The sequence below is a fragment of the Pseudomonas sp. BF-B-30 genome (assembly GCF_019956305.1).
Taxonomy (GTDB): Bacteria; Pseudomonadota; Gammaproteobacteria; order Pseudomonadales; family Pseudomonadaceae; genus Aquipseudomonas; species Aquipseudomonas jessenii.
Genome location: NZ_JAHBDG010000038.1, coordinates 15,265 through 36,371, shown reverse-complemented (window position 1 = coordinate 36,371; position 21,107 = coordinate 15,265). Strand labels below are relative to the sequence as shown.

The 21,107-nt window shown below is 60.9% G+C and carries 16 protein-coding genes and 1 pseudogene; 14 read left to right on the top strand and 3 right to left on the bottom strand.

The window, feature by feature from the left end:
* Positions 1–199 precede the first annotated feature (199 nt).
* The 4 genes from KGB29_RS19580 (at position 200) to KGB29_RS19565 (ending at position 6,699) form a co-directional block, all read left to right on the top strand.
* Positions 200–3,406, top strand: coding sequence for a DUF2339 domain-containing protein (locus tag KGB29_RS19580; protein WP_154910700.1), 3,207 nt, complete (start codon positions 200–202; stop codon positions 3,404–3,406).
* Positions 3,403–4,776, top strand: a complete 1,374-nt coding sequence (locus KGB29_RS19575) for a DUF3999 domain-containing protein (RefSeq protein ID WP_154861210.1) — start codon at positions 3,403–3,405, stop codon at positions 4,774–4,776. The genes KGB29_RS19580 and KGB29_RS19575 overlap by 4 nt, the downstream gene beginning before the upstream one ends.
* Before the next feature lie 306 nt (positions 4,777–5,082).
* The gene (locus KGB29_RS19570; RefSeq protein WP_150811990.1) at positions 5,083–6,093 is read left to right on the top strand and encodes a class 1 fructose-bisphosphatase; all 1,011 of its coding nucleotides are present in this window, start codon (positions 5,083–5,085) and stop codon (positions 6,091–6,093) included.
* A 3-nt stretch (positions 6,094–6,096) separates the two neighbouring features.
* Entirely contained in the window at positions 6,097–6,699 is a 603-nt protein-coding gene (locus tag KGB29_RS19565) for a DUF924 family protein (protein WP_154861209.1), read from the top strand.
* Between the two features lie 117 nt (positions 6,700–6,816).
* Here the strand turns inward: KGB29_RS19565 and KGB29_RS28970 are convergent, their stop codons facing one another.
* Together KGB29_RS28970 and KGB29_RS28965 are read right to left on the bottom strand one after the other, a co-directional pair.
* Entirely contained in the window at positions 6,817–7,581 is a 765-nt protein-coding gene (locus tag KGB29_RS28970) for a methyl-accepting chemotaxis protein (RefSeq protein WP_371318464.1), read from the bottom strand.
* Between the two features lie 93 nt (positions 7,582–7,674).
* A pseudogene (locus KGB29_RS28965) lies at positions 7,675–8,697 on the bottom strand (cache domain-containing protein); the annotation flags it as partial.
* 293 nt (positions 8,698–8,990) lie between these two features.
* Here KGB29_RS28965 and KGB29_RS19555 point away from each other — a divergent pair.
* Together KGB29_RS19555 and KGB29_RS19550 are read left to right on the top strand one after the other, a co-directional pair.
* On the top strand, positions 8,991–9,245 hold the full coding sequence (locus tag KGB29_RS19555; RefSeq protein WP_007975531.1) for a hypothetical protein: 255 nt from the start codon (positions 8,991–8,993) through the stop codon (positions 9,243–9,245).
* A 30-nt stretch (positions 9,246–9,275) separates the two neighbouring features.
* Positions 9,276–9,845, top strand: a complete 570-nt coding sequence (locus KGB29_RS19550) for a lipocalin family protein (RefSeq protein ID WP_057712393.1) — start codon at positions 9,276–9,278, stop codon at positions 9,843–9,845.
* A 122-nt stretch (positions 9,846–9,967) separates the two neighbouring features.
* Here the strand turns inward: KGB29_RS19550 and KGB29_RS19545 are convergent, their stop codons facing one another.
* Positions 9,968–11,332: a formimidoylglutamate deiminase gene (locus KGB29_RS19545; RefSeq protein ID WP_154861207.1), complete on the bottom strand. Its 1,365-nt coding sequence runs from the start codon at positions 11,330–11,332 to the stop codon at positions 9,968–9,970.
* 146 nt (positions 11,333–11,478) lie between these two features.
* Here KGB29_RS19545 and hutC point away from each other — a divergent pair, with 146 nt between their 5' ends.
* The 8 genes from hutC (at position 11,479) to hutH (ending at position 21,022) form a co-directional block, all read left to right on the top strand.
* Positions 11,479–12,189 carry a histidine utilization repressor gene (hutC, locus tag KGB29_RS19540; protein ID WP_173677901.1) on the top strand — a complete coding sequence of 237 codons (711 nt, stop codon included), beginning with the start codon at positions 11,479–11,481 and terminating at the stop codon, positions 12,187–12,189.
* Complete coding sequence (locus KGB29_RS19535; protein WP_150811987.1) at positions 12,186–12,755, top strand: HutD family protein; 570 nt, start codon at positions 12,186–12,188, stop codon at positions 12,753–12,755. The genes hutC and KGB29_RS19535 overlap by 4 nt, the downstream gene beginning before the upstream one ends.
* 497 nt (positions 12,756–13,252) lie before the next feature.
* A complete protein-coding gene (hutU, locus tag KGB29_RS19530; RefSeq protein WP_102672710.1) occupies positions 13,253–14,935 on the top strand; it encodes a urocanate hydratase in 1,683 nt (560 codons plus the stop codon).
* 164 nt (positions 14,936–15,099) lie between these two features.
* Positions 15,100–16,569 (top strand): purine-cytosine permease family protein, encoded by a 1,470-nt coding sequence (locus KGB29_RS19525; RefSeq protein WP_057712389.1) that lies wholly within the window; start codon positions 15,100–15,102, stop codon positions 16,567–16,569.
* 69 nt (positions 16,570–16,638) lie between these two features.
* A complete protein-coding gene (locus KGB29_RS19520) occupies positions 16,639–17,607 on the top strand; it encodes an ABC transporter substrate-binding protein (RefSeq protein ID WP_057712388.1) in 969 nt (322 codons plus the stop codon).
* Between the two features lie 70 nt (positions 17,608–17,677).
* Positions 17,678–18,529, top strand: coding sequence for an ABC transporter permease (locus KGB29_RS19515; protein ID WP_008058061.1), 852 nt, complete (start codon positions 17,678–17,680; stop codon positions 18,527–18,529).
* Positions 18,526–19,356: a glycine betaine/L-proline ABC transporter ATP-binding protein gene (locus KGB29_RS19510; protein WP_052961897.1), complete on the top strand. Its 831-nt coding sequence runs from the start codon at positions 18,526–18,528 to the stop codon at positions 19,354–19,356. Before KGB29_RS19515 ends, KGB29_RS19510 begins: the two co-directional genes overlap by 4 nt.
* Before the next feature lie 142 nt (positions 19,357–19,498).
* Positions 19,499–21,022 carry a histidine ammonia-lyase gene (hutH, locus tag KGB29_RS19505; protein WP_150811985.1) on the top strand — a complete coding sequence of 508 codons (1,524 nt, stop codon included), beginning with the start codon at positions 19,499–19,501 and terminating at the stop codon, positions 21,020–21,022.
* Positions 21,023–21,107: the final 85 nt, after the last annotated feature.

The following is a 21,107-nucleotide window of genomic DNA, read 5'->3' as shown; positions in this document are numbered from 1 at the left end:
TTCTGAACACACCACAATCCCTTGTGGGAGCGAGCTTGCTCGCGATAGCGCACTGACATTCAACATTAATGCTGAATGTTATGGCCTCATCGCGAGCAAGCTCGCTCCTACACTGGGTTGTGGTGTTTTCGCACTAGACTGATCAGACACTGTACCGCTTGGACTTGCCTCATGATGGGGCCGCTTAGGGATATCGACCATGCAATGGATGTTCATGCTGATAGGGCTGGTGCTCGGCTGGATACTCGACGAGTCATTCAGCGATGCGCTGCTGGGCGCGTTATTCGGATTGGGTATCGGCCAGGCCCTTCGCATGGCTCGCATGGACTCGCAGGCAGTCGAGCAGCAGCGTTTGCTGGAACAGGCGCAGGTAGCGCTGCAGGCGGTCGAGCAACGGCTGGCGCTGCTCGAAGCATCGGGCGTCAAGGCGCCGGAAACCCGCGAGCCACTTGTCTCACCTGAAACCATCCTCGATGAAGCGCCTGCCGCAGCCCCGGAGTTGGTCTGGGAGCTGCCGCCCGAACTCGAGCCGATCGCCGCAGCGGCCACCGAAACCAACCGTTCGCAGCCCGCCGATGCCTGGAAGCCCGAGCCGATCGCTCACCAGGCACAACCACCTGTCCCTCCGCGTGGCCCGAACCTTATCGATCGCGCCATCAGCCGTGCCCGAGCCTGGTTGTTCGGTGGCAATACCGTGTTGCGGGTCGGCGTGGTGCTGTTGTTCCTCGGCCTGGCCTTTTTGCTGCGCTATGCCACCGAAGGCGTGGTGGTGCCGGTTGAGTTGCGGTACGCAGGCGTTGCGGCGGCAGCCTTGGGGTTGCTCGGGCTAGGCTGGTGGTTACGGGCGCGCAACAGCAGTTATGCGTTGATCCTGCAAGGGGCCGGGATCGCCGTGTTGTACCTGACGGTGTTTGCCGCGATGCGCCTGCATCCGCTGCTCGATCCCACGGCGGGGTTTGGCCTGCTGGTGGCGGTGACAGTCTGTTCGGCGATTCTCGCCATTACCCAGGACTCCCTGGGGTTGGCCGCCGCGGCCGCACTGGGCGGATTCGCCGCGCCGCTGCTGGCCTCCACCGGCGCCGGCAGCCACGTCGCGCTGTTCAGCTATTTTGCCCTGCTCAACGCCGGCATCTTCGCCATCGCCTGGTTCAAGGCCTGGCGGCTGTTGAATGTCATCGGGTTCAGCGGCACCTTCGGCATCGGTTTCGCCTGGGGCCTGCGTTCCTACTCGCCGGAGCAGTTGTGGAGCACCGAGCCGTTTCTGATTTTGTTTTTCCTGATGTACCTGGCCATTGGTCTGCTGTTCGCCCGGCGCAGGCTGCTGGAAATGAGCGATGCACCGGCAGAGAGCAGTCGCGAATCGCTGCTGCAATGGTCGGCGCGCAAGGGCGACTACGTCGACGGCACGCTGCTGTTCGGTCCGCCGCTGGTGGGTTTCGGCTTGCAGTTCGCCCTGGTGCAGCATCTGGAGTTCGCTGCGGCGTTCAGTGCCTTGGCGCTGGGCATGATTTACATGGGACTTGCCCGTTGGCTGATGGCCGGGCGCACGCTGTTGCTGGGGGAAACCTGCCTGGCCTTGGGCGTGATCTTCACCAGCCTGGCGATTCCGCTGGGGCTCGATGCACGCTGGACGACCGCGGCGTGGGCGGTGGAGGGCGCGGGGATCTTCTGGCTCGGCCTTCGCCAGCAAAGGCCCCTGGCCCGGGCGTTTGCCTTGCTCCTGCAACTGGGCTCGGCGCTGGTGTTTCTCAGCGAGCTGCACAACAGCGAGAGCAGCCTGCTCGGTGGTGTACCGCTAGGCGCGCTGTTACTGGGCATTGCGTTGTTGTTCAGCTTCTACCAGTTGCGTAAAGCCTTGCCGGAGCAGATCAGGCCTTGGGAGCTAAAAGGCCTGCCAGTCCTGGCGTGCCTCGGGCTGGCGTTTCTCTATTTGCTGGCGCCGTTGTTTTTCTTCAGCCACGGCACGGTGATCGGTTGGGCCTTGGCCGGGGCGTTGACGTTGTTGGTTGGCTTGCGCCTGCCATCGCGCACATTCGTGTTCACCGCGCTCGCTGTGCAACTGTTGGGTGGTGCACTGTTCCTGGCGACGGGGCCGCTGTTCAGTGAAGGGCTGAGTCCCCTGGCTCATGCCGGATTCTGGGCGCCGCTGGTGTTGGGGCTGGCAGCGATGGTCGGGGCCTGGCGTCTGCAGATAGGTCCTTCGCCCGAAGCATTCGAAGGGCTGAGCCTGTTGCGATTGTCCCAGGCGTTGCTGGTGTGGGGCGCGGGCTGGTGGGCGTTGGCCTGGGTCATCGAAGTGCTGCATTTTGCGTCGCTGCCGATGCAGGCGACTTTGTTGTTGAGCGTCGCAGCTGTGAGTGTTGCGCTGTGGGCGGTGTTGGCGCTGCGCCTGAAATGGCCATCACTGGGGGTGCTCGGTACGGTGTTGATTCCCGCGGCGGCGCTGGTGCTGCTGGCGACCTGGCACTCGCGTTACCACCCGGCGGCCGACGTCGGCTGGCTGGCGTGGGCCGCCGTGTTCGTGGTGCATTTCATGTCCCTGCGACGCCTGGCGCCCATGCTGCCAGCACGCGTGACGAGTGTCGCCCATGTGCTCGGCTGTTGGCTGTTGATGGGGGTGCTGGCGCTGGAGCTGCGTTATGGCTTGCTGGTGTTGTCCGAGCAATACAACGCTTGGCGCTGGTTGGGTTGGGCGATTCTGCCAAGTCTGTATCTGGTTCTGATGGCGGCGCCTCGCGCGTGGCCGTGGCCGGTGGCGGCGTACTCGAGGGAATACCGTGTATACGCCGCCGCGCCGCTGGCGTTGCTGATGCTCGGCTGGTTCTGGCTGGCGAATGTCGCCAGTGACGGCAACGCCGAGCCACTGCCCTACGTGCCATTGATCAACCCGCTGGAGCTGGGCCTGTTGTTCGCGCTGTTCGGCATCTATGTCTGGTCCCGCAGCGCCATGACACAACTGTCGCTGCACAAGGATTACGCCGCCATCGCCACGCAAGGGGTCGCAGGTGCCTCGCTGTTCGTGTTCTTTACGGCATTGGTAATGCGTACGGCGCACCATTGGAGCGGGGTGCCGTTCGAGCTGGACCTGTTGTTGGCGTCGATGCGGGTGCAAGCCGGGTTGTCCATCGTCTGGACCTTGATGGCCCTGAGCCTGATGATCGGTGGCCATTTGCGTCGCCACCGCGAAGTCTGGTTGATCGGCGCCGCCTTGATAGGTGTGGTCGTGGCTAAGCTGTTCTTTGTCGAATTGAGTAATCGCGGCGGGCTGGCGCGGATCGTGTCGTTTATCGGTGTCGGCGTGTTGCTGCTGGTGGTGGGCTATTTCGCCCCGCTGCCGCCCAAGCGTGCCGAAGCTGTGCCGGATGTCGAGAAACCGGTCCCGGAATCCGAAGGAGTGTCGTCTTGAGTCAGAAGCTGAACCTGGGTTGGTTGGGCGCTGTTGCCATGGGCGTAGTGTTGTCGGCGGTTGCCCAGGAAAAACCGGCGGACTTCACCACCCAAGTGCCTTTGTCGGTGACGGGCGAAGGGCCCTGGTATCGCCTTGAGCTGCCCCTGAACGTACAACTGAATGCACGGCAGGCCGACCTGAGCGATGTGCGTGTGTTCAATGCGGCGGGCGAAGTTCAGGCGTATGCCCTGGCCCGGGAAACGGCGCGGAGCAATGAAGCGCGCACCTTGACCGAGGTGAAATGGTTTCCGTTGTACAACTCGGTGGACGCCACTGAAACCGCGCCGAGCGTGCGGGTGCAATCGAGCACCAACGGCACATTGGTCGAGGTGCAGCCCTCCAGTCAGCTGGAGGCGGGTGAGGAAGAGCTGCGCGGCTGGTTGCTCGACGCTTCGGCTATCAAGGCGCCGTTGCAGCAGTTGGTTCTGGACTGGAGCAGCGAGCGCGACGGCTTCCAGCGTTTCACCATCGAAGCTAGCGACGATTTGCAGCATTGGCAGTCCTGGGGCGAAGGGCAGGTGGCGCGCCTGACTTTTTCCGACGAGCGGGTCGAACAGCATGAAGTCAACCTTCCGGGCCAGTCGGCACGCTACCTGCGATTACTGTGGATCACGCCGCATTCGGCACCGACACTGACTTCGGCGCAACTACAGAGCGCCAGTACCCGCAGCCTGCCGCTGCCGTTGGTCTGGTCCCAAGGGTTGACCGGCAGCAGTGTGAAGGCGGGTGAATACACCTGGCAGTTGCCGATGGGGCTGAATGTCGAGCGGGTGCAGGTCGAGTTGAGCCAGCCCAACAGTCTGGCGCCAGTGCGCCTGGCCGGCCGTCGCGACAGCAGTCTGCCATGGCAGTCGTTGGGCAGCGGTTTGCTCTATCGCCTGGCCCAGAACGGTCAGGATGTGGTGCAAAACGAATTGCAGTTGTCCGGGCAAATCGTCCAGCAATTGAAGCTGACCGTGGACGAACGCGGTGGCGGCCTGGGTGATCGGGCGCCGACGCTGAAGTATGCCGTGCGTGCCACACAACTGGTGTTCCTGGCGCGCGGGCCTGGGCCTTACACGCTGGTCGTGGGGAATTCGACGGCGAAGGCGGCGAACTTGCCGCTGTCGACGCTGATTCCGGATTACAGCCCGGCGAAGCTCGCGACCTTGGGCAGGGCCATTGTGGATGTCGGGGCGGTGGTTTCGAATGCATCGACAGAGAAAACGCTGGCGACGACGGACATCTCCTGGAAGAAGTTCGGCTTGTGGGCGGTGTTGTTGCTCAGTGTCCTGTTCCTGGCGGCGATGGCGTTCAGCTTGCTGCGCAAGCCCTCTGTCAAATCCTGAAGAAGGCTGGCGCTTCGCGCCATTCGCGAGCAAGCCCGCTCCCACACTGGATCTGCTTTGTGGCACAAATGGTGTGTGCACAGCTGGTCCAATGTGGGAGCGGGCTTGCTCGCGAATACGGACTACCGATCACCAAAGATATCGAAATCTGCTATCCATTGGAGCTCCACGCGCGGCCCATTTCCTACTACGCTCATCCCCGCACATGAACTCTCTTTGGCCGATCACGTCTGATAGGAGGAAATGCGCCCCGACTCGCGTTAAACTGCGCGGGTTTTTAGCCCCCCCATTCCACCGGAGCCTTCCATGTCCCGCGTTACCTTGAGTCGCTATTTGATTGAGCAGACCCGCAGCAACAACACTCCTGCCGATCTGCGCTTCCTGATCGAAGTGGTGGCGCGTGCCTGCAAGGAGATCAACCACGCCGTGTCCAAAGGCGCCCTGGGTGGCGTTCTGGGCAGCATGGGCACTGAAAACGTCCAGGGCGAAGTGCAGAAAAAGCTCGACGTGATCTCCAACGAGATCCTGCTCGAAGCCAACGAATGGGGCGGTCACCTGGCCGGCATGGCGTCCGAAGAAATGGACAATGCCTACCAGATCCCGGGCAAATACCCGAAAGGCGCGTACCTGCTGGTATTCGACCCGCTGGACGGTTCGTCGAACATCGACATCAACGCCCCGGTCGGCACCATTTTCTCGGTACTGCGTTGCCCGAACGAATACCTGAGCCAGAACGAGCCCTTGAATGAGAAGGCTTTCCTGCAGCCAGGCACCCAGCAAGTGGCCGCCGGTTACGCGATCTACGGCCCGCAGACCATGCTGATCCTGACCCTGGGCGACGGCGTGAAAGGTTTCACCCTGGACCGTGAGATGGGCAGTTTCGTACTGACCCACGAAAACATCACCATTCCTGAAACCACCCAGGAATTCGCCATCAACGCTTCCAACCAGCGTCACTGGGAAGCACCGGTACAGCGCTACGTCAGCGAATTGCTGGCCGGCGATGAAGGCCCGCTGAAAAAGAACTACAACATGCGCTGGGTTGCCGCGATGGTGGCTGACGTGCACCGCATCCTGACCCGTGGCGGTCTGTTCATGTACCCACGCGACAGCCGCGAGCCGTCGAAGCCGGGCAAACTGCGCCTGATGTACGAAGCCAACCCGATGTCGTTCCTGGTGGAACAGGCAGGCGGCGCGTCCACCGACGGCCACCAGCGCATCCTCGACATCCAGCCGGAAGGCCTGCACCAGCGTGTTGCGGTGTTCCTCGGTTCGAAAGAAGAAGTTGCCCGCGTCACGGCTTACCATAAGGAATAAACCATGACCGCGCCCTGGCAGCCGTTGCTTGATTGGTGGTTCGGAAGTTTCGGGTCAGCGAAGGAAGTGGCGGCGCAGAAGGGCAAGTTGTGGTTTGGCAAGCGCGACAGCCAGGACCTCGAAGCGCGTGAGCGTTTCGGGGGCCAGGCCGAGCAGGCACTGGCCGGCGGATTGACCGAGTGGATGCAATGTCCAGAAGGTTGGCTGGCCCTGGTGCTGTTGCTCGATCAAATCCCGCGAATGATCTTTCGCGATACTCCCAAAGCATTCTCCGGCGATTCCCGCGCACAGAAATTGGTAGCCCAAGGTATTGCGGCGGATTTCGATCGCCAGTTGCAGCCGATTCAGCGGGTGTTCATCTATCTGGTGTTCGAGCACAGCGAAAACCTCGCGGTGCAAAACGAAGGTGTCTCGCGCTATATCGAACTGGTGGCGCAGCAGCCTGAAGGTGACCGAACGCTGTTTGCCGATTACCTGGATTACGCCGAGCGGCATCAGAGGGTAATTGCGCAGTTTGGGCGGTTTCCCCATCGCAATGCGGTGTTGGGGCGGGAGTCTACGGCTGAGGAGTTGGCGTTTCTGTCGAAGCCTGGATCAAGCTTCTAGCTCTTCTTTGCGGCTGATTCCGTCTTCGCGAGCAAGCCCGCTCCCACAAGGGATTCGTGAACGACACAGATCCACTGTGGGAGCGGGCTTGCTCGCGAAGAGGCCCGCTACATCACCTCAAATCCTGAAGCTACCAACCAACTGCTTCAACCGCGCCGCCTGCTGCTCTAGATCGGCACACGCACGCAAGGTCGACTGCAGGTTCTCCACACCTTCCTGATTCAGCGTGTTGATTTCGGTGATGTCGACGTTGATCGACTCCACCACGGCGGTCTGTTCCTCGGTCGCGGTGGCCACCGATTGGTTCATGCCATCGATCTCCCCGATGCGTTGGGTCACGCTGCCCAGACGTTCACCCGCCTGGTTGGCGATGCCGACGCTGCTTTCGCTCTGGCGCTGGCTGTCGGTCATGATGCCCACCGCTGCCCGGGCACCGACTTGCAGCTCTTCGATCATCGTCTGCACTTGCTGCGCCGAGTCCTGGGTGCGGTGAGCGAGGTTGCGCACCTCATCGGCCACCACGGCAAAACCACGGCCGGCCTCGCCAGCACGGGCCGCTTCGATGGCGGCGTTGAGTGCCAGCAAGTTGGTCTGCTGGGAGATGCTGGTGATCACTTCCAGGATCTGCCCGATGTTGACCGTGTTGCTGTTGAGGGTCTCGATGTTGCCGCACGAGTCGCTGATCTTGGCCGACAGTTGCTGCATCGCTGCGATGGTCTTATCTACCACCTGTTGGCCGTCTTCGGCCAGGCTGCGGGCATCGCTGGAATGTTGCGAGGCGAGGGCGGCGTTCTGGGCGATTTCCTGGGCGGCGGCACCGAGCTGGTTGATCGCCGCGGCCACGCTGCTGGTGCGCGAGGCTTGCTGGTCGGAGTTGAACATCGACGAGTTCGAGGCGGCGACTACCCGCAGCGCCACTTCGTTGACTTGGCCGGTGGCCGAGGATACTTCGATGATCGAGGTATGGATGCGTTCGACGAAACGGTTGAACGACAGCCCCAGCGCGCCGAATTCGTCGTGGCCGTGAATGGTCAGGCGTTTGGTCAAGTCACCTTCGCCTTCGGCGATGTCATGCATAGCGCGACCCATGGTCAGCAGCGGTTGCATCAACAGGCTGATCAGCATGCCCAGCAGGGCGATGATGATCACCACCGCAATGACCATGGCGATGATCGCCGAGGTGCGGAATTCGCTGAGCATCGAGAACGCGGTTTCCTGGTCGAGTACCAGCGCTACGTACCAGTCCGCCGATGGCACGCCGTTGACGTGGGTGAATGAGATGAACTGGCGCTTGCCGTCGATCTCGACTTCCTTCATGCCCGGGCTGACTTTCGGCGCGCCGTTGGGGTAGGCCTCGGTCAGGTTCTTGAGTACCAGCTTGCTGTCCGGGTGAATCAGGATCTTGCCGTCGGCACCGACGATGAACGCATGGCCGTGACCGCCGAAGTTCAGCGAGTTGATGATCGCGCTGACGCTGGACAGGTCGATGTCGGCGCCGGCGACACCGATCATCTGGCCCAGGTGCTGCACCGGGGTGGCGACTGTGATCACCAGCTTGCCAGAGGAGGCGGCGATGTAGGGTTCGGTGACGATGGTCTGTTGCGCACTATTGGCCGCCTTGTACCAGCCACGGGCGCGCGGATCGTAGTCCGCCGCGCGGTTGCCCGCCGGGACCGAGAACATCACGCCGTCGGCGCCACCGAAGTAACTCAGCTGGAAGTTGCCGGTGTAGGCGGGCAGGTCGATGATTCGTTTCAGGCCAGCGGGAGCATTGCCGTCGGCGTTGATCTGTTGGGCCATCGACTGCAGCAATTGCATGCGGCTTTCCAGCCAGGTCTGGATGTTGCTGGTGGTCAGGCTGCCGAGCTCCTGCATCGAGGCTTCGGTACTGTTGCGCAAGGTTTCGCGTTGGCGATAGTCGTTGAACAGGATGAAACAAGCGAATGCGACGGCCACCACGAGGGCGGCAGCCAGCAAAATCTTGTGGCTGAACTTCATGTTTCTGGTCATGGATGAGCTACCGCAGAGGGGCTGTTCTACAAAATGAGGGAGCAAATGCCACTGACGTGGCTTTGCGTTGCATTTATGTCGACTGAACGGCGCCAAAGATTAGGCGAATTCTCTGAAAAACGACGAAATGCCCGATAAACAGGCAAAGTGGCTGATTTTCGGCAAAAGGCAGACGAGTGGCCCGATAAATAGCCTGTCGGGCAGGGAACCTGACAGGGGTTTTCTCTTCTAAGCTTCAGCTTGGCAGCCATGCCAATCCCCTACGCCCCCGGAGTTTCACCATGTCGTTGCGTTCCATCGCCCTGCTTTCATTCTGCGTATTGCTCGCTGCCTGCAGCAAGGTCAATCAGGAAAACTACTCGAAGCTCTCCGCCGGCATGGCCAAGGCCGATGTGGAGACCCTGTTGGGCAAACCCGCCGATTGTTCAGGCGCGCTCGGCATGTCCAGCTGCACCTGGGGCGACAAGAACAGCTTTATCAGCGTGCAGTTCGCCGGTGACAAAGTGCTGATGTTTTCCGGCCAAGGCCTGAAGTAAACCGGGGCGATCGCCCACGGGAGAAAAATAATGAAGCGGTTATTGATCATCCTTTTTGCCGGCCTGGTGTTGGCCGGCTGTGCCACGTCTGGCCAGGACCCATTGGCCCCCAAGACGGTCAATAGCGTCAACCTCAAGCGCTACCAGGGCACCTGGTACGAGCTGGCTCGTATGCCGATGTACTTCCAGCGCGACTGCGCGCAGTCCGAAGCCCATTACACGCTCAAGCCCGACGGCAACCTCGCAGTGCTGAACCGCTGCCTGACGGCACAGTGGCAATGGGAAGAGGTCAAGGGCACGGCTTATCCACAGGTACCCGGCAAGAGCGACAAGCTGTGGGTCGAGTTCGATACCTGGTTTTCCAGGCTGATCCCGGGTTCGGCGAAGGGCGAATACTGGGTGCTGTACGTCAGCGATGACTACAAGACCGCCATCGTCGGTGACCCGAGCCGCAAGTATCTGTGGCTGTTGTCGCGCACGCCGACCGTGAACGGTGTGGTGCGTGAGGAGTTGCTGAGCAAGGCACGTCAGCAGGGGTACGACACCACGCGGCTGATCTGGCGGGCCTCGGAAAAGCAGATGGCCGAGACCTCGAACTAACTGTCGGCACATATCCAAATGTGGGAGCGGGCTTGCTCGCGAAGAGGGTGTCATATTCAACAGAGATGTTGATTGACAGTCCGCCTTCGCGAGCAAGCCCGCTCCCACATTTTTGTTTTGTGTCAGCCCAGGAGTTCGCGCAGTACCTGGGTGAAGGCGCGACTGCTTTCTTCCTCGTCGGCATGCTGCCCGTCACGCACTACCCACTGGCCATTGACCAACACATCCCGCACCTGGCGATCGCCGCCGGCAAACAACCAGCGGTTGAGAATTCCGTCGCCGCTGGCCGTTGCCAGATACGGGTCGTTGCCATCGAGCACTAGCCAGTCGGCGCGCTTACCGACTTCCAGAGCGCCAATCGGCTGCCCCAGCGCCTGGGCACCACCATCCAGCGCGGCATCAAACAGCGTGCGGCCGACCATTGGCTGATCCGCGCCGTACAAACGATTACGCCGCTGATCACGCAGACGCTGGCCGTATTCCAGCCAGCGCAATTCTTCCACCACGCTCAATGACACGTGACTGTCGGAACCGATGCCCATGCGGCCGCCCTGGGCGAGGAAATCCACCGCCGGGAAAATCCCGTCGCCAAGGTTGGCTTCGGTGGTCAGGCACAGGCCGGCGATGGCGCGACTCCTGGCCATCGACGTGACTTCTTCCGGGTTGGCGTGGGTCGCGTGGACCAGGCACCAGCGCTGGTCGACTTCGACGTTTTCGTACAGCCATTGCAGCGGACGACGACCGCTCCAGGTCAGGCAGTCGTCGACTTCTTTCTGCTGCTCGGCAATGTGGATGTGCACCGGGCATTGTTTGTCGCTGGCGGCCAGCACTTCGCTGATCTGTTGCGGCGTGACCGCGCGCAGCGAGTGAAAACACAGGCCCAGGGCCTGCGCCGGCTGCTGCGCCAGGAGCGGTTGCAGGCGCGATTGCAGCTTGAGGTAATTTTCGGTGCTGTTGATGAAGCGACGCTGACCTTCGTTCGGAGTCTGGCCGCCGAAACCGGAGTGGCTGTAGAGCACCGGCAGCAGGGTCAAACCGATACCCGCGGAACCTGCGGCCTGGCTGATACGCAGGGCCAGTTCGGCCGGGTCCGCGTAAGGCTGGCCACTGATGTCATGGTGTACGTAATGAAATTCCGCCACCGATGTGTAACCGGCCTTGAGCATTTCGATGTACAGCTGACGGGCGATGACGCCGAGTTGTTCCGGGCTGATTTTTCCGACGAGGCGATACATCAGGTCGCGCCAGGTCCAGAAACTGTCGTTCGGATTTCCCGCCACTTCCGCCAGCCCGGCCATGGCCCGCTGGAAGGCGTGGGAGTGCAGGTTCGGCATGCCAGGCAGCAGCGGACCGCTCAACCGCTCGGCGCCATCTGCATGGGAATCGGCCTGGATATGGGTCAAAACGCCGTCGGCGCTGACCTCAAGACGTACATTGTTGGCCCATCCACTAGGCAGCAGCGCGCGTTCGGCAAAGAAGGCGGACATGGTTCAGCACCCCATCGTGTGTTATTTGTATATACATATACAGACGTTTGCCTGCCCGGTAAACTCCGGCAAGCTAGCAATCTCTTTTCAACGAACAAGGATTAACCGTGCCGACTCCGCCTCCAGTCTCTCCGTTGGCCGCGAACATGGGCGACAGTCCGGCGCCCTTGTACGCCCGCGTCAAACAAATGATCACCCAGCAAATCGACAGTGGAAACTGGCCGCCGCACTACCGCGTTCCGTCGGAAAGCGAGCTGGTCAGCCAGCTTGGCTTCAGTCGCATGACCATCAACCGCGCCCTGCGCGAGATGACCGCCGATGGCCTGCTGGTGCGCATGCAAGGCGTCGGCACGTTCGTCGCCGAGCCGAAAAGCCAGTCTGCACTGTTCGAGGTGCACAACATCGCCGACGAAATCGCCTCTCGCGGTCATCGCCACACCTGCAAGGTCATCACCCTTGAAGAAGAGGCCGCCGGCTCCGAGCGCGCCCTGGCCCTGGACATGCGCGAAGGGCAGAAGGTGTTCCACTCGCTGATCGTGCATTTCGAAAACGATATTCCGGTGCAAATCGAAGACCGTTTCGTCAATGCGCTGGTGGCGCCGGACTACCTCAAGCAGGATTTCACCCTGCAAACGCCCTACGCCTACCTGAACCAGGTCGCGCCGCTGACCGAAGGCGAGCACGTGGTCGAGGCGATCCTGGCCGAGTCGTCCGAATGCAAATTGCTGCAGATTGAAAAAGGCGAGCCGTGCCTGCTGATCCGTCGCCGCACCTGGTCCGGCCGTCAGCCGGTGACCGCCGCTCGCTTGATCCACCCCGGTTCCCGTCATCGTCTGGAAGGTCGGTTCCATAAATGAATGAGCTGAAAGTTTTACGCGCCAAGGATTACCCGCGCATGCCGTGGAAGAACGGCGGCGGCAGTACCGAAGAAATCACCCGCGATGCCGGCACCGGCCTGGACGGGTTTGGGTGGCGCCTGTCGATTGCCGACATCGGTGAATCGGGCGGGTTTTCCACCTTCGCCGGTTACGAGCGAGTGATCACTGTTTTGCAGGGTGACGGCATGAGCCTGACGGTGGATGGCCAGGATACTCGGCCACTGTTGCCGCTGGACCCGTTTGCCTTCAGCGGTGAAAGCAAGGTTTCCTGCACATTGCTCGGCGGTGCGATTCGCGATTTCAACCTCATTTACGCACCGCAGCGTTACGCCGCGCGGTTGCAGTGGTTGTCGGGCGAGCAGCGGTTTTTCAGTGAGGCGGGGACTGTGCTGGTCTTCAGCATCAGCGATGCGCTTGAAGTAAAGGTCGGTACCAGCGCTTCGCAACTGGGTCGCCACGATTGCCTGCAACTGGTCGGTAACACCGGATTGCTGGAAGTCTCCAGCAATGGCGCTTGCTGCGTGATCGAACTCATCGCACGCTGATACACCATCCCTGTAGGAGCGAGCTCGCTCGCGAATAACCCGAATTCGCCGCTGGGCATCTGGTTCTACGCGTTATCCTTCACGACCATCGCGAGCAAGCTCGGCTCCTACAGGGGGCCATGTTTGCCCGCGATGTTGTGCTACCCCTCAGACCGTTTCCGTCCGCGCACCAACTTGTTACCGAACGCCCCAGTGTGGCGCAAGACCACGCTCAAGTAACAACCCGCCTATCCTCCAAAAAATCCTCTCGAAAAATTTCATCTACGCCAAAACCCTTGTTCCAAGGGCTCTCCAGCTGTTTCCGAATTTTTCTTGAATGCTCATCCAGCAAGTTGGCCGCTTGATTGCATATGCTTGTATGTACAAGTAAAGACGTATGTGTATGAGTCACGAAGACTCAACCATCGTCCACTGATTCGCCGGTGTGCACTGATGCCCATTGGCTTGCTCGCCCACTGCCTGGGTTGGTTTGGATTGATTGCTGAGGAGTTCTTTTCGTGACCGAGAATAAACGTACCAAGTTTCGCGACGTCGAAATCCGTGCCGCACGCGGTAACAAGCTGACCGCCAAGAGCTGGCTGACTGAAGCGCCGCTGCGCATGCTGATGAACAACCTCGACCCGGAAGTCGCCGAGAACCCTAAAGAACTGGTGGTTTACGGTGGTATCGGTCGCGCTGCACGTAACTGGGAATGCTACGACAAGATCGTCGAAAGCCTGACCAACTTGAACGACGACGAGACCCTGCTGGTGCAATCCGGCAAGCCGGTCGGCGTGTTCAAGACCCACAGCAACGCCCCGCGCGTACTGATCGCCAACTCCAACCTGGTTCCTCACTGGGCGAGCTGGGAACACTTCAACGAACTGGACGCCAAAGGCCTGGCCATGTACGGCCAGATGACCGCCGGCAGCTGGATCTACATCGGCAGCCAGGGCATCGTCCAGGGCACCTACGAAACTTTCGTCGAAGCCGGTCGCCAACACTACAACGATGACCTCAAAGGTCGTTGGGTCCTGACCGCAGGTCTGGGCGGCATGGGTGGCGCCCAGCCTCTGGCTGCAACCCTGGCCGGCGCTTGCTCGCTGAACATCGAATGCCAGCAAGTCAGCATCGATTTCCGCCTGAAAAGCCGCTACGTCGACGAGCAAGCCAAAGACCTCGACGACGCACTGGCCCGCATCGCCAAATACACCAAAGAAGGCAAGGCGATTTCCATCGCTCTGCTGGGCAACGCCGCTGAAATCCTGCCTGAACTGGTCAAGCGCGGTGTGCGTCCGGACATGGTCACCGACCAGACCAGCGCCCACGACCCGCTCAATGGCTACCTGCCAGCCGGCTGGACCTGGGACGAATACCGCGCTCGCGCCAAGACCGAACCTGCCGCCGTGATCAAAGCCGCCAAGCAATCGATGGCCGTGCACGTTAAAGCGATGCTCGACTTCCAGAAGCAAGGCATCCCGACCTTCGACTACGGCAACAACATCCGTCAGATGGCGCAAGAAGAAGGCGTGGAAAACGCATTCGACTTCCCGGGCTTCGTACCGGCCTACATCCGTCCGCTGTTCTGCCGTGGTATCGGCCCGTTCCGTTGGGCGGCACTGTCGGGCAACGCTGAAGACATCTACAAGACCGACGCCAAGGTCAAGGAACTGATCCCGGACGACGCCCACCTGCACAACTGGCTGGACATGGCCCGCGAGCGCATCAGCTTCCAGGGTCTGCCGGCACGTATCTGCTGGGTTGGCCTGGGCCTGCGTGCCAAGCTGGGTCTGGCGTTCAACGAAATGGTGCGCAGCGGCGAGTTGTCCGCACCAATCGTGATCGGTCGCGACCACCTGGACTCCGGTTCGGTATCGAGCCCGAACCGTGAAACCGAATCGATGCAGGACGGTTCCGACGCCGTGTCCGACTGGCCACTGCTCAACGCTCTGCTCAACACCGCGAGCGGCGCGACCTGGGTGTCCCTGCACCACGGCGGCGGCGTCGGTATGGGCTTCTCCCAGCACTCGGGCATGGTGATTGTCTGCGACGGTACCGATGAAGCAGCCGAGCGTATTGCTCGCGTTCTGCACAACGACCCGGCCACCGGTGTCATGCGTCACGCCGATGCCGGTTACCAGATCGCCATCGACTGCGCCAAGGAACAAGGGCTGAACCTGCCGATGATTACCGGCAAGTAACGCTGTACGGCTTTATGTGGGAGCGAGCTTGCTCGCGATGAGGCCGGCACATTCAACACTTGTGCTGGCTGACAGATTGCTATCGCGAGCAAGCTCGCTCCCACAGAAAAGCAGATCACAACGACGCTCAGTGAACTATTAGAACAATCCACAGAGGTTGAACCATGGCTGTTAACAGCGAACGTGCAGGCAACAAACCGTTGATCGAGAAGCGTTCGATCGACTACATCCCGGAAGCGGAAAGACACGGTCGTCTGTTTAGCCAGTTCACCCTGTGGATGGGTGCCAACCTGCAAATCACCGCGATTGTCACCGGCGCATTGGCCGTGGTCCTTGGCGGTGATGTGTTCTGGTCGTTGATCGGTCTGTTGATCGGTCAATTACTGGGTGGTGGCGTGATGGCGCTGCATGCGGCGCAAGGCCCCAAGCTTGGCCTGCCGCAGATGATTTCCAGCCGGGTACAGTTCGGCGTGTACGGCGCGGCCATCCCGATCGTGCTGGTCTGCTTGATGTACCTGGGCTTCACCGCAACGGGAACCGTGTTATCCGGCCAGGCGCTGGGCCAGTTGTTTGGCGTCAGCGACAGCGTCGGTATCCTCATTTTTGCCAGTGTCATCGTGCTGGTCACGGTGCTCGGTTATCGGGTGATCCATTGGATCGGCCGTGTTGCCAGCGTCATCGGTGTGATTGCCTTCGTTTATCTGTTCTGGCGCCTGATGAGCCAGACCGACGTCGGCGCTCTCCTGCAAATCCGTCACTTCAGCTGGAGCAGCTTCCTGCTGGCGGTGTCGCTCGCGGCGTCCTGGCAGATCGCGTTCGGCCCTTACGTGGCTGACTACTCACGCTACCTGCCGAGCAATATTTCCTCGGTGAAGACCTTTTTCGCCGCAGGTGCGGGTTCGGTCATTGGCGCACAGGTGGCGATGGTCCTCGGCGTGTTCGCTGCCGCTTCGGCCAACGGGCAATTCGCCGGTCACGAAGTGGCCTACATCGTTGGTCTGGGCGGTACCGGTGCCACTGCTGCGCTGCTGTACTTCAGCATCGCGTTCGGCAAGGTCACCATCTCCACGCTGAACTCCTACGGTAGCTTCATGTGCATTGCGACCATCATCAGCGGTTTCCGTGGCGACCTGAAGGTGACGCACTTGCAGCGTCTGGTCTTCGTGCTGGTCATCGTCGGTGCTGCGACCCTGATGGCGTTGCTCGGTCAGCACTCGTTCCTCGGCGCGTTCAAGTCTTTCATCCTGTTCTTGCTAGCGTTCTTTACCCCCTGGAGCGCGATCAATCTGGTGGACTACTACTGCATCACTCGCGAGCGCTATGACGTACCGGCTCTGGCCGATCCGAATGGTCGCTACGGTCGTTGGAACCTCCTCGGTATCAGCGTCTATGTGTTCGGTGTGCTGGTGCAGCTGCCGTTCATCTCCACTAAGTTCTATACCGGTCCGCTGGTGGCGGCCCTGGGTGATGTGGATATTTCCTGGGTCATCGGCCTGGTGCTTCCCGCCGCCCTGTATTACCTGTGTGCAAAAAAATGGCACGGCACAGTGCCTGATCGTTTGATCCTGCCGGTCGAGCAGGGCGCGATCACCGAACAAAAGCTGAATGTCGGTCGCGCTGCGGCGCAGGCCTGATTGGACGTGGACAGGGCTGGATGCCTCTTGACTGCCGTAAGCCAATTCATGATTAGGAGCGTCATAACAATGAAATCGAACAAGACCCTGCTGACCGCATTGCTTTCCATGGGCCTGCTGGCCAGCGCTGGCGCCACTCAGGCGGCGGGTTGGTGCGAGTCGGGCAAACCGGTGAAGTTCGCCGGTTTGAACTGGGAAAGCGCCATGCTGCTGACCGACGTGATGCAAGTCGTGCTGGAGAAAGGCTACGACTGCAAGACCGACAGCCTGCCGGGCAACTCCATCACCATGGAAAACGCCCTGAGCAGCAACGACATTCAAGTGTTTGCCGAAGAGTGGGTCGGCCGCAGCGAAGTCTGGAACAAGGCCGAGAAGGCCGGCAAAGTCGTCGGTGTCGGCGCCCCGGTTGTTGGCGCAATCGAAGGCTGGTACGTGCCGCGCTACGTGATCGAAGGCGACGCCAAGCGTAAGCTGGAAGCCAAGGCTCCGGACCTGAAAAACATTGCTGACCTGGGCAAATACTCGGCGGTGTTCAAGGACGCCGAAGAGCCTTCCAAGGGCCGTTTCTACAACTGCCCGGCCGGCTGGACCTGTGAGCTGGACAACAGCGAAATGCTGAAAAGCTACGGCCTGGAAAGCACCTACACCAACTTCCGCCCAGGTACCGGCCCGGCGCTGGATGCCGCTGTGCTGTCGAGCTACAAGCGTGGCGAGCCGATCCTGTTCTACTACTGGTCGCCAACGCCTTTGATGGGCCAGATCGACGCGGTGAAACTCGAAGAGAAACCAGGCGTGAACAAGACAGTGACCATCAAGGTCGGCTTGTCCAAGACGTTCCACGACGAAGCGCCTGAACTGGTGGCCGTGCTGGAAAAGGTCAACGTGCCAATCGACCTGCTGAACCAGAACCTTGGGCGCATGACCAAAGAGCGGATCGAATCACCAAAACTGGCCAAGATCTTCCTGAAGGAACATCCTGAAGTCTGGCACGCATGGGTGAGCGAAGACGCAGCCAAGAAAATCGACGCGGCCTTGTAGGTTGGGCTTCTCCGGCTGTCGGCAACGGCAGTCGGACGCTTGATCGCAACCCCTTGATTGAGAGTCTCTTATGTTTCCCGAAAGCTTTACCTTTTCCATCGCCGACTGGGTCAACGGTTGGGTCGATTCGCTGGTTACCAACTACGGCGACGTTTTCCGCAGCATCTCCGACACCTTGCTGTGGGCCATCGTCAATCTTGAAGGCCTGCTGCGTGCTGCACCCTGGTGGCTGATGCTGGCGATCGTGGCCGGTGTGGCCTGGCACGCGACCCGCAAGGTTGTGACCACCGCCGTCATCGTTGGTTTGCTGTTCCTGGTGGGCGCGGTCGGCCTCTGGGACAAGCTGATGCAGACCCTGGCGCTGATGATGGTGGCCACGGTCATTTCGGTGCTGATCGGCATCCCGTTGGGCATCCTCTCGGCGCGCAGCAATCGACTGCGTTCGGTGCTGATGCCGTTGCTGGACATCATGCAGACCATGCCGAGCTTCGTGTACCTGATCCCGGTTCTGATGCTGTTCGGCCTGGGCAAGGTCCCGGCGATTTTCGCCACGGTGATCTACGCCGCACCACCACTGATCCGTCTGACCGATCTGGGCATTCGCCAAGTCGACGGCGAAGTGATGGAAGCGATCAACGCCTTCGGTGCCAACCGCTGGCAGCAACTGTTCGGCGTGCAACTGCCACTGGCCCTGCCGAGCATCATGGCCGGGATCAACCAGACCACCATGATGGCCCTGTCGATGGTGGTGATCGCCTCGATGATCGGTGCCCGTGGCCTGGGTGAAGACGTGCTGGTGGGGATTCAGACCCTCAACGTCGGGCGTGGCCTTGAAGCCGGTCTGGCGATCGTGATTCTGGCTGTGGTGATCGACCGCATTACACAGGCGTATGGTCGCGCACGGCATGAGGTGAGCAAATGAACAACGCAACCGTGAGCAAGATCGAAGTCAAGAACGTCTTCAAGATTTTCGGCAACCGTTCCAAGGATGCGCTGGCCATGATCGGCCAGGGCAAGACCAAGGACCAGGTTCTGGCCGAAACCGGCTGCGTGGTCGGCGTGAACGACCTGTCGCTGAGCATCGGCAGCGGCGAGATCTTCGTGATCATGGGCCTGTCGGGCTCAGGCAAGTCGACCCTGGTGCGCCACTTCAACCGCCTGATCGACCCGACCAGCGGCGCGATCCTGGTGGACGGCGTGGACATCCTGCAATACGACATGGAAGCCCTGCGCGAATTTCGTCGGCGCAAGATCAGCATGGTGTTCCAGAGCTTTGGCCTGTTGCCGCACAAGAGCGTGCTGGACAACGTCGCCTACGGCTTGAAAATCCGTGGCGAAAGCAAAGCCATGTGCGCTGAGCGTGCGCTGCACTGGATCAACACCGTGGGCCTCAAGGGCTACGAAAACAAATACCCGCACCAGCTATCCGGCGGCATGCGTCAGCGTGTGGGCCTGGCCCGCGCCCTGGCGGCGGACACTGACATCATCCTGATGGACGAAGCGTTCAGCGCCCTCGACCCGCTGATCCGCGCGGAGATGCAGGACCAGTTGCTGGAACTGCAAAAGACCCTGCACAAGACCATCGTCTTCATCACCCACGACCTCGACGAGGCCGTGCGCATCGGCAACCGCATCGCGATTCTCAAGGACGGCCGCCTGATCCAGGTCGGCACGCCAAGGGAGATCCTGCATTCGCCGGCGGATGAGTATGTCGACCGCTTTGTGCAGCGTCGGGCGGCGGTGGTTTAACGAGATTTGCAGTGAATTGGCGGGCCTCTTCGCGAGCAAGCCCGCTCCCACAGTTGATCGCGTTCCAATGTGGGAGCGGGCTTGCTCGCGAAGGCGGCGGTAGAGCTGCATCAACATTCAGGTTGTACGCACGAGGTTAATGATGTCCCAGGCTGAAAAAATCGTTATCACCGAGTCGCAGGTCAGTTGGCAGGATGTGGTCGCCGTTGCTCGTCATGGCGCACAGCTTGAACTGTCGGCACCGATCTGGGCGCGCATCGAAAACGCACAGGCCATCGTCCAGCGCATCGTCACCAGCGGCGAACGTGCCTACGGCATCAACACCGGCCTGGGCGCGCTGTGCAACGTTTCGCTGCAGGACGAACAACTCAGCCAGTTGTCGCGCAACACCTTGCTCAGCCACGCTTGCGGCGTGGGTGCACCGCTGACCGACGAGCAGACCCGCTCGATCATGTGCGCGGCCATCGTCAACTACAGCCACGGCAAATCCGGCCTGCACCGTCAGGTCGTCGAAGCGCTGCTGGCGCTGCTCAACCGGGGCATCACCCCGCAGGTGCCGTCCCAGGGGTCCGTGGGTTACCTGACTCACATGGCGCACATCGGCATCGCGCTGCTGGGCGTGGGCAATGTCAGCTATCGCGGGCAGATCGTTTCCGCGCAGCAAGCGCTGGCCGAAGAAGGTCTGCAACCGGTCAAGCTCGGTGCCAAGGACGGTTTGTGCCTGGTCAACGGTACGCCGTGCATGAGCGGCCTGAGCTGCCTGGCGATTGCCGATGCCACGCGCCTGCTGGAATGGGCCGACGTAATCGGCGCCATGAGCTTCGAAGCCCAGCGCGGGCAGATCGATGCGTTCGACGCGGAGATCATCGCGCTCAAGCCGCACCCGGGCATGCAACAGGTCGGGATCAACCTTCGGGCCTTGCTCGACGGCAGCGAAGTGATCGCCCAGAGCAAAGGCATTCGCACCCAGGATGCCCTGAGCATTCGCTCGATCCCGCAGGTGCACGGTGCTGCGCGCGATCAACTGGTGCACGCGATCAAACAGATCGAAACCGAGCTCAACGGCGCCACCGACAACCCGCTGGTGCTGGGTACCGCGGACAATTACCGGGTGGTGTCCCAGGCCAACCCTCATGGCCAGTCCGTGGCAATGGCGGCGGACCTGCTGGCGATCGCCATGGCGGAAATCGGCTCCATCGCCGAGCGTCGTCTGGACCGTTTGATCAACCCGCACGTCAGCGGCCTGCCGGCTTTCCTGGTGGCCAACCCGGGTGTGAACTCCGGGATGATGATCGTGCAATACGTGGCCGCTTCGCTGTGCGCGGAGAACCGTCAATTGGCGCAACCGGCAGTCCTCGACAATTACGTCACTTCCGGACTTCAGGAAGATCACCTGAGCCTGGGCACCAACGCTGCGCTGAAGCTGCATCGCGCCTTGGAAAACTGCACGCAGATCCTCGCCATCGAGTATTTGCTGGCGGCCCAGGCGTTTGAATTCTTGAAGGAACAACGCTTTGGTGCGGGCACCGATACCGCTTGGCGTCTGCTGCGTGAGCGAGTGCCTGCCTACGACCAGGACCGCTGGCTGGCACCAGACATTGCCGCCGCTGCCGCGGTATTGAAAGACCCGATTTTGCTGCACAACGCTTTTCCAGACCTGAACTGATTTCAACAACACCAGCGTGCCAAGGCGCGGCTCCCTAAAAGGTAGACGCGACGGACAACGGACATCTCCGGAGCGTCTGGTGAGT